We start from the raw sequence: 7,810 nt of genomic DNA, 5'->3' as shown, positions 1-7,810 counted from the left end.
CCCGGCGAATGCAAGCACTACACCGGAAGCGAAGCGGAGGGAAGCGCGGAGGTCCGAGAGAGCGAAGCTCTCTCGTCATCTCGGAAATTCTTCGATTCCGGCGACAGCGAGCCGCGGGACCGGAACTGCCCGAGGGCTTTCTATCGCTTCTCACTCTTTTTTGAGCATCATAGGCTCAGCTCCCGGTGTCGATAGCGACGCTCGCGTTCTCGACGCGGGTGTCCGCGAGGTCACGGAAGGTCCGGCCGTTCGGGCAAAACCCGGCCACGTCGGGGTCGGCACCGTACCACCGGACGGTGACCCTATCGCGGTCCGAGAGGGCGAACCCGATGTCGCTCTCGGTGAGCGAGAAGGTGTCGCCGCGTTCGAGCGACCCGTTCGATCCGATCCACTCGCGGGCGATTCGGCGGTCGCTCTCGCCGTCCTCGACGAACACGCGGACGCGGTCTGTGGTCGGGCCGCCGATAGTGCCGTTCGTGAGGACAGCCGAGACGGCCGAGCCGTTGGTCGCTACGGTCACGTCCGCGTCTGGCGGGGCGAGGTCGCCGCCACCGTGGCAGGGCCCGCCGGGGACGAGGAACGCGCCGGCGTACCCGGCGACGACGAGGCCGACCAGCAGCGCCGGCGTGCCGAACACGACCAGCGCCCAGCGGCGTCCCGACGGTGGGCCCATACCGCCCGCTACTGGCCGCCCCGTCAAGAGCCCCCCGGTCGAGCGTCAGGTGCCGGCCCGGAACTCCGACCCGAGGACGTACACCTCATAGCAGAAGGCAGCGACGACGACGGCCACGAGCGCCCAGAACAGGACGGCAAACGCCGTCGGACCGATAGCGCTCACTCCTCGGTCACCTCCCCGCCGTCGGCCGCGGGCGCGCCAAGTCGCCTGATCTCGGTCGAGAGGCGCCCGAGGTCGAAGTCGTCGGGCAGGAGGGCGACGCCGAGCGCCGAGACGATAGTCGAGACGAACGCCGCGCCGAGGAACGCGTAGAGAAATCCGGGCGTCGGCAGGGGGAGCGGGAGGGCCGAGAGCGGGCCGCGGACCAGCGGGAGCGGGAAGTAGGCGACGCCGACGACCAGTCCCGAGACGCCGCCAGCCAGCGCGCCCGCCTGCCCGTGACGCTCGGAGTACAGCCCGAGCAACAGCGGGACCATCACCGCCGCCGCGAGCAGGTCGGCGAGGAAAAACAGATCGAGGACGCTCGTCGTCTGGAGGCTCACCGCGACCGCACCGGCGGCGACGACGGCGGTGAACCCCCGCGCGACGGCGGTGAGCGTCGCCGTGTCCTCGGCCCCGGTCAGTCGCGGGAGATCGGCGGTGACGATGCTCGCCAAGGCGTTGAACAGCGTGTCCACCGTCGAGACGACGAGCAACAGCGCCAGCAGGGCGACGGCGAGGGCGACCCACGACGGCAGCGTCTCCTGAATCAGCCCGAAGTACGCCACCGCCGGCGCGTAGCCGCCCTCGCCGAGCGAAATCTGTCCGGCCGCGAGGACGCCCAGCAAGCCGGCGAGCAACACCAGCGCGAAGTTCGCCACGCCGGCGACGAGGAACGACCGGCGGAGCGTCGCGTCGTCGCGGGCGGCAAAGATGCGCTGCCACCACTCTGGTTGAGCATCTCCGCGCCGAGGACGGCGACCGAGGTGTAGATGCCGAACTCGACGCCACGGAGGAGGCCGGGGTCCAGCAGCGCCGGGTCGGTGGCCAGCACGGCCGACTGGGCGCTGGCCGGTCCGCCGACACTCGACACCGCGAGGACGGCAGTCAGCGCCAGCAGGGGGAGGATGAGCAGCGTCTGGACGGTGTCGGTGACGAGGCTGGCCGAGAAGCCGCCGTAGCCGGTGTAGACGAGGGCGAACCCGCCGACCAGCACCGCCGTCTGCCAGCGGGGGACGCCGCCGACGATGCCCAGCGCGCTCGTTATCGCCACCAGTTCGGCCGCGAGGAAGATGAACATATAAAATACCGAGACGAGGAGGACGAACCCGTACATCGCGCGGCCGTAGCGGGCCAGCGCGAACTCCGTCAGCGAGTGGCCCTCTGGGATGAGCCGGCGGATGCGCGGCCCGAGGACGGCGTAGACGAACAGCGGGAGCGCCGACCCGACAGCGTAGCCGATAGCCGCCGAGAGGCCGCCAAAGCGCGCGCCGGCCTCGGCCGGGGCGAACAGTATCCACACGCCCATCGCCGACGCGACGAGCGTCGCCGTCAACATCCCCGGGCCGACGGCGTTGCGCGCGGTGACGAACGACTCGGCGGAGTCGACGCGGCCGCGGCTGTACGCCAGTCCGAGCGCGGCCGACGCCGCGAGCGTCGCCGCCGTCAGGCCGAGGACCGTCAGCGACTCAGCCATCGTCCGGCACCTCCGCGTCGGCGTACTCGTAGGCGGCGTCGAAGAAGGCCACCTCCAGTTCGACGGCCCGGTCGAACAGCCGTGCTATCTCGGCCCGCCGGGCTTCGCTCGCACCGACCGCGGCGGCGTCCAGTTCCGACCGCAAGAACGAGACGGTGTCGTGAAACGCCGGATTGTCGTGGAGGGCGACCCACTCCGCGAGGTAGAACTGCTCGGGTCGGCCCTCGGGGGCCGCGCTCGCCCACTCGGCGTATATCCACTCGACGGGGACGAGGACGGCCAGCGTCTCGGCGTACCCGCCGCGGGCCCCAGCCCGGTGAATCAGGTCGGCGAACGCCCGCGTCGGCGGCCGTCGCTGTGGGTCGGTCCACGCCGACTCGGGGACGCCCAGCGCGTCGAACGACCGCTCGAAGTAGTCGCTCTCTTCGTCGACGATGGTCGCGAGGAAGCCGCCGAGGCGCTGTTTGGCCGGATACCGCGGCGCTTGGGCGACGGCGTACCCCACCAGCGACGCCAGCGCGTCGACGAAGGCGTAGTCCTGTGTGAGGTACTCGGCGAACACCGCGTCCGGCACGGTCCCGGCCCCGACTTCCTCGGTGAACCGGTGACCGGTCGCCGCCGACCACGTCGGTTCCGCGTCCGACCGGAGCCGGTCGGTGAACCGCTCGCTCACAGGTCCCACCCCTCCTGTCGCCACGCCGCGTCCCAGAACCGGTACTCGTAGTTCGCGGAGGTGTCGAACAGCCGTCGGTAGCGCTCGCGGTCGGCCGCCGTCGACTCGGCGCCACCTCGTCCAGCAACTCCCGACACCACGCCGAGAGATCGGCGAACTCCTCGCTCGTGTAGGTGTCTATCCACTCGGCGTACTGCTCGTGATCCGGCCTCCCCCGGTCGGCCAGTCGCTCGGCCGTCGCGTGAAAGCCCCACATACAGGGCAACAACGCCGCGACGGTGTCGCCGAACGTCCCCGTGGCCGCCGTCCGGACGAGGAAGTCGGTGTAGGCCCGCGTCGTCGGCGAGGGTTCGGTCGCCTCCAGTTCGGCCTCGGAGATGCCCATATCGGCGGCGTACGATCGGTGGAGGTCCATCTCGGTGTTGAGCGTCGAGTCGAGCAACTCGGCGAACTTCCCCATCCGGGAGAGCGTCGACGCGTTCGCCGCGCCGTGGGCGAACACGCGGCTGTACTCGACGAGGTAGACGTAGTCCTGCCGGACCCAGTACTCGAACGGGTCGGAATCCAGCGTCCCGGCCCCCAACTGTTCGACCATCGGGTGCTCGACCATCGCCGTCCAGTAGCGGTCGGCGTCCAGTTCGTCGGTGAATGCCATACGCGACGATTGCGACCGATCCGAAATATAACTTACTGATACAACTGCATTATTACCGCGGTCGAGGCGAGGCACAACCACCTTTAGGCGGTGTGCCCAACCGACGGGCAATGACGTTGCAGTTACCGGGCGAGATCGTCGTCGAGGAGGTGCTGCCGACGCTCCGGGTCGAACTCGCCCGGGCGCTGGACCGGCGGTCGTTCACCCAACAGGAGATAGCAGACCGCCTCGGCGTCACCCAAGCCGCGGTCAGCAAGTACCTCCGCGGGGACGCCCCGGTCGAACCGCTGATCGCCGATGACGACCGGGTGACGGCGACCGTCGAGCGCATCGCCGACGGGTTCGCCGACGGCGAGATGGACGACTACGAGGCGCTCGCGGAGTTGCTCGCGCTGATCGAGGCCCTCGAGGACCGCGGGCCGATATGTGAACTCCACGAGGCGGCGATGCCGTCGCTGCAGGGAGTGGGCTGTGACCTCTGTGTCCGCGGGCAAGACGAACGCGTCGAGACCGAACGGGCCGTGCTGTCGAACGTCCGGCGGGGCGTCAGGCAGTTCGCGGCGCTCTCGGCGGCCACCGCCCACGTCCCGAACGTCGGGACCAACGTCGGGATGGCCCTGCCCGACGCCGAAGGCGTCACCGACGTCGCGGCCGTCCCGGGCCGGTTGCACGCGATGCGCGGCCGCGTGAACGTGCCGTCGAACCCGGAGTTCGGCGGGTCCCAGCACGTCGCCACGACTATCCTCGTCGCCCGGTCGTCGACCCCTCGGTCCGCGGGGCGCTGAACCTCCGGACCTCGGATGGTCTCCTCGACGCCGCCCGCGAGGCCGGGTTCGACCCTGTCGAGTTCGACGCCGGCTACGAGGACCGCCGGGAGACGCTCCGGTCTTTGTTCGACCGCGCGAGCGAGGGCGGGGCGGTCCCGAGAGTCATCTTCAACCGCGGCGATTTCGCCGTCGAACCGATGACGTACGTCCTCGGGACCGGCGCCGTCGACGCCGTCGAGCGAACGGCCGAACTGCTCGACCGCGTCGAACGCGAGTGATGGCCGGAAGCGACATCTTGATTCTGTCCGAACCGCTACTGGCGAGTATGCGCGTCCGTGACTGGCAGGACATCCTCGAAGACGTCGTCGAGAGCAACAGCGACCCCGACGGGTGGCGGGCGGTGGGCGGCGACCGCCGGAACGGCATCGGCGAGGACCTCTATCTCGCCCACCCCGCGAACGGCGTCTACCAGTTGAAGACGTACGCGAAGAACCCCTACGAGGTACAGGGCGTCGGGTCACGCGTCGCCCGGAAAGTCGACGACGACGTCGACCCCCTCTTTCCCGAGGAAGGGTCGGGGCTGTTCGGCGTCCAGCAACCGCCCGAGGACGAGGACGACGCCGAGGAGAAGGCGTCGGATCTGGCGTCGGTGATCGAGGCCCACGCCGACGCGCCGACGACGCCCCAAGCGCTGTTCGAGGACGTGATGGACACCCTCGACAGCCCTGCCTACGGGCCGATGGACTACGAGATGGACGACCGCCCCGACGGGATGGACGCCCTCTCGGACACCTTCGAGGAGGCCGAGACGTTGCTCGACGCCGAACTAGAGGACCTCGTCGACGAGAACGTCTCACGCGGATTTTACTGAGCGCTCGACCAGCGACCGGTGCCCGGCCCTGCCGGTTCCGACCCGCTTAAGCCCCTGCCGGCCGGCGACTCCTGTAATGACCGGCGAGGACGCCGACAGCGCGGCCGACACCGTCGAAGCGTACTACGAGGCACTGGAGGCGGGCGAGCCACTGGGCCCGTTCTTCGCGGAGGACCCCGACGTGGCGAAGTTCGGCCTCTGGGAGTTTCTCGACGGCTACGACAGCGTCGTGACGGGACTGGCCGACCAGACGGCGACGACCGAGGACTGGTCGGTCGACAGCGACGACCTGCAGGTCGCCGAACGGGAGAGTTACGCGTGGTTCACCGATGTCGTGGCACTCTCTTGGACCGACGCGGACGGCACCGACCACGACTACGATACCCGCTGGAGCGGCGCGCTCGAACGCGGCGGCGGCGGGTGGCGGTTCGTCTCGATGCACGTCTCGACGACGGAGGCACTGTGACGGCCCGGGAGCGGCGCTGATGGTCGGTCCGATAACGACCGACGAACGCGCCACGCAGTTGCGACGGCTCAAGATCGGTATCGCGGTACTCGTCGGCGTCTCGATGGCAATCGTCGCCTTCCGGGGCGGCGGGTCGCTGGCCGTCGTCGGCGGCGCGTTCGCCCTCGGGACGGCGTTGGGAGCCGCGCTGGCGTGGTACATCTTTCCCGACGCCGACGCCTATCGGGACCCCAACGACGAGGGATCCTACAGGCGGTAGACCCGCGCCTCGTACGGCGGGAGGTCGAGTTCGTCGAGGTCCGTCGAGACGCTGTCGGGGTCCTCGTTGTTCGTGAGGAGGAGTTCGGCATCGCTGCCGTCCAGATGGTCCGGGAGGTGGAAGGTCATATCGGCACCGAAGCAGTTCAACACGACGAGGATACGGTCGTCGTCGTCCGCGCGGACGTAGGCGTAGATGTCCGGGTGGTCCTCGTACAGCAGGTGGTACTCCCCGTAGACGAGGGTGTCCTCGGCCTCGCGGAGGTCGATCAGATCCTGATAGTACGCCCAGATGGAGTCCTCGGCCTCGCGGGCCTCCGCGACGTTGATCGACTCGTGGTTGGGGTTGACCTTGATCCACGGGTCGCCGTCGGTGAAGCCGGCGTTGTCGGCGTCGGACCACTGCATCGGGGTCCGGGCGTTGTCGCGGCTCCGGTGTTTGACGACGTGGCGGATGGCCTCGAAGTTCACGCCGTGACGCTCCATCAGTTCCTCGCTCTGCTGGATGGCCTCGACGTCGCGCAACTCGTCGAAGTCGTTCCACTCGACGTTGGTCATCCCTATCTCCTCGCCCTGATAGATGAAGGGGGTGCCCTTCAGGGTGAACTGGAGGGTGGCGAGCATCTTCGCGGATTTCTCGCGGTACTCGCCGTCGTCGCCGAACCGCGAGACGGTCCGCGGGTGGTCGTGGTTGCCGAGGTAGTTCGCGTTCCACCCCTCGCCTTCGAGTCCGACCTGCCAGCGGGTCAGCACGTCCCGGAGTTCGTTGAGGTCCCAGTGGTTGAAGTGGTCGTCCGGCTCCGCCACCTCGGGGAGGTCCGCGGGGTGGATGTCCACGTCGTCTAAGTCCCACTTCCCGCCGGGGGCGTAGGGGATGTCGGCGTGTTCGAAGTGGACGATCATGTTCAGGCCGTCGCCGTCCTCGCCGCAGTACTGCTGGGCGTCGGCGACGCCACACCCGGGCATCTCCGCGACGGTCATGATGTCGTAGTTCGACAGCACCTCGTCGTACATCTCGCGGATGTACTCGTGGACGCGCGGGCCGTTGATGACGTGTTCCCACCCAGTCCAGCCGGGGTTGGGTTCGCCGTCGGGCAGGCCCTCGGTCTTGGAGATGAGGTTGATCACGTCCAGTCGGAAGCCGTCGATGCCCTTGCGGAGCCACCAGTCCAGCATCTCGTAGACGTCCTGCCGGACGTCCTCGTTGCGCCAGTTCAGGTCCGGTTGCTTCTCGTCGAAGATGTGGAGGTAGTACTGCTCGCGGACCTCGTCGTACTTCCAGGCGTCGCCGCCGAAGATAGACGTCCAGTTGTTCGGGTTGCCGCCGTGTTCGCCGTCGCGCCAGTAGTAGTAGTCGCTGTACTCGCTGTCGCGCTCTTTGGACTTGAGGAACCACTCGTGTTCGTCCGAGGTGTGGTTGAGGACCATATCCATAATCAGCCGCATATCGCGGCTGTGGACCTCCTCCAGCAGACGCTCCCAGTCGTCCATCGTCCCCATCTCGTCCATAATCGCCCGGTAGTCGCGGATGTCGTAACCGTTGTCCGCGTTGGGCGAGTCGTACACCGGACAGAGCCAGACCACGTCGACGCCGAGTTCGTCGAGGTACTCGACCTTCTCGATGACACCGGGGATGTCACCCACGCCGTCCCCGTCGGCGTCGTTGAAACTCCGCGGATAGATCTGGTAGACGACGGCTTCTTTCCACCACTCGCGTTCGGGAGTGTCCTGTGCCATGTGAGTGTCACTCCCGGTTGCCGACCACCGGC

At 68.4% G+C, this 7,810-nt stretch carries 6 protein-coding genes and 3 pseudogenes; 4 read left to right on the top strand and 5 right to left on the bottom strand.

What is annotated here, in order from left to right; translation table 11 throughout:
* Window positions 1-175: 175 nt before the first annotated feature.
* From GJ629_RS04325 to tenA, 4 genes and pseudogenes are all read right to left on the bottom strand, one after another.
* A complete protein-coding gene (locus GJ629_RS04325; RefSeq protein WP_157511907.1) occupies window positions 176-673 on the bottom strand; it encodes a hypothetical protein in 498 nt (165 codons plus the stop codon).
* Between the two features lie 161 nt (window positions 674-834).
* Window positions 835-2,351, bottom strand: a pseudogene (locus GJ629_RS17885) (sodium:proline symporter).
* A complete protein-coding gene (locus GJ629_RS04315; RefSeq protein WP_370515785.1) occupies window positions 2,344-3,024 on the bottom strand; it encodes a TenA family protein in 681 nt (226 codons plus the stop codon). Before GJ629_RS04315 ends, GJ629_RS17885 begins: the two are co-directional and overlap by 8 nt.
* Window positions 3,021-3,679, bottom strand: a pseudogene (gene tenA, locus GJ629_RS04310) (thiaminase II). Before tenA ends, GJ629_RS04315 begins: the two are co-directional and overlap by 4 nt.
* Window positions 3,680-3,789: 110 nt before the next feature.
* Between tenA and GJ629_RS04305 the strand changes: the two are divergent.
* The 4 genes and pseudogenes from GJ629_RS04305 (at window position 3,790) to GJ629_RS04290 (ending at window position 6,042) form a co-directional block, all read left to right on the top strand.
* Window positions 3,790-4,724, top strand: a pseudogene (locus GJ629_RS04305) (thiamine-phosphate synthase family protein).
* A 47-nt stretch (window positions 4,725-4,771) separates the two neighbouring features.
* Window positions 4,772-5,317: a hypothetical protein gene (locus GJ629_RS04300; RefSeq protein ID WP_157511908.1), complete on the top strand. Its 546-nt coding sequence runs from the start codon at window positions 4,772-4,774 to the stop codon at window positions 5,315-5,317.
* 76 nt (window positions 5,318-5,393) lie between these two features.
* On the top strand, window positions 5,394-5,783 hold the full coding sequence (locus tag GJ629_RS04295) for a nuclear transport factor 2 family protein (protein ID WP_157511906.1): 390 nt from the start codon (window positions 5,394-5,396) through the stop codon (window positions 5,781-5,783).
* 19 nt (window positions 5,784-5,802) lie between these two features.
* Window positions 5,803-6,042: a hypothetical protein gene (locus tag GJ629_RS04290; RefSeq protein WP_157511905.1), complete on the top strand. Its 240-nt coding sequence runs from the start codon at window positions 5,803-5,805 to the stop codon at window positions 6,040-6,042.
* On the opposite strand, the gene GJ629_RS04285 is transcribed toward GJ629_RS04290, so the two are convergent.
* Window positions 6,030-7,778, bottom strand: a complete 1,749-nt coding sequence (locus GJ629_RS04285) for an alpha-glucosidase (RefSeq protein ID WP_157511904.1) — start codon at window positions 7,776-7,778, stop codon at window positions 6,030-6,032. The genes GJ629_RS04290 and GJ629_RS04285 overlap by 13 nt on opposite strands.
* Window positions 7,779-7,810 lie beyond the last annotated feature (32 nt).

This window comes from Halapricum sp. CBA1109 (genome assembly GCF_009741825.1).
Lineage (GTDB): Archaea > Halobacteriota > Halobacteria > Halobacteriales > Haloarculaceae > Halapricum.
The sequence above is the reverse complement of the archived record's forward strand: the minus strand, read 5'-3'. Positions and strand labels throughout refer to the sequence as shown.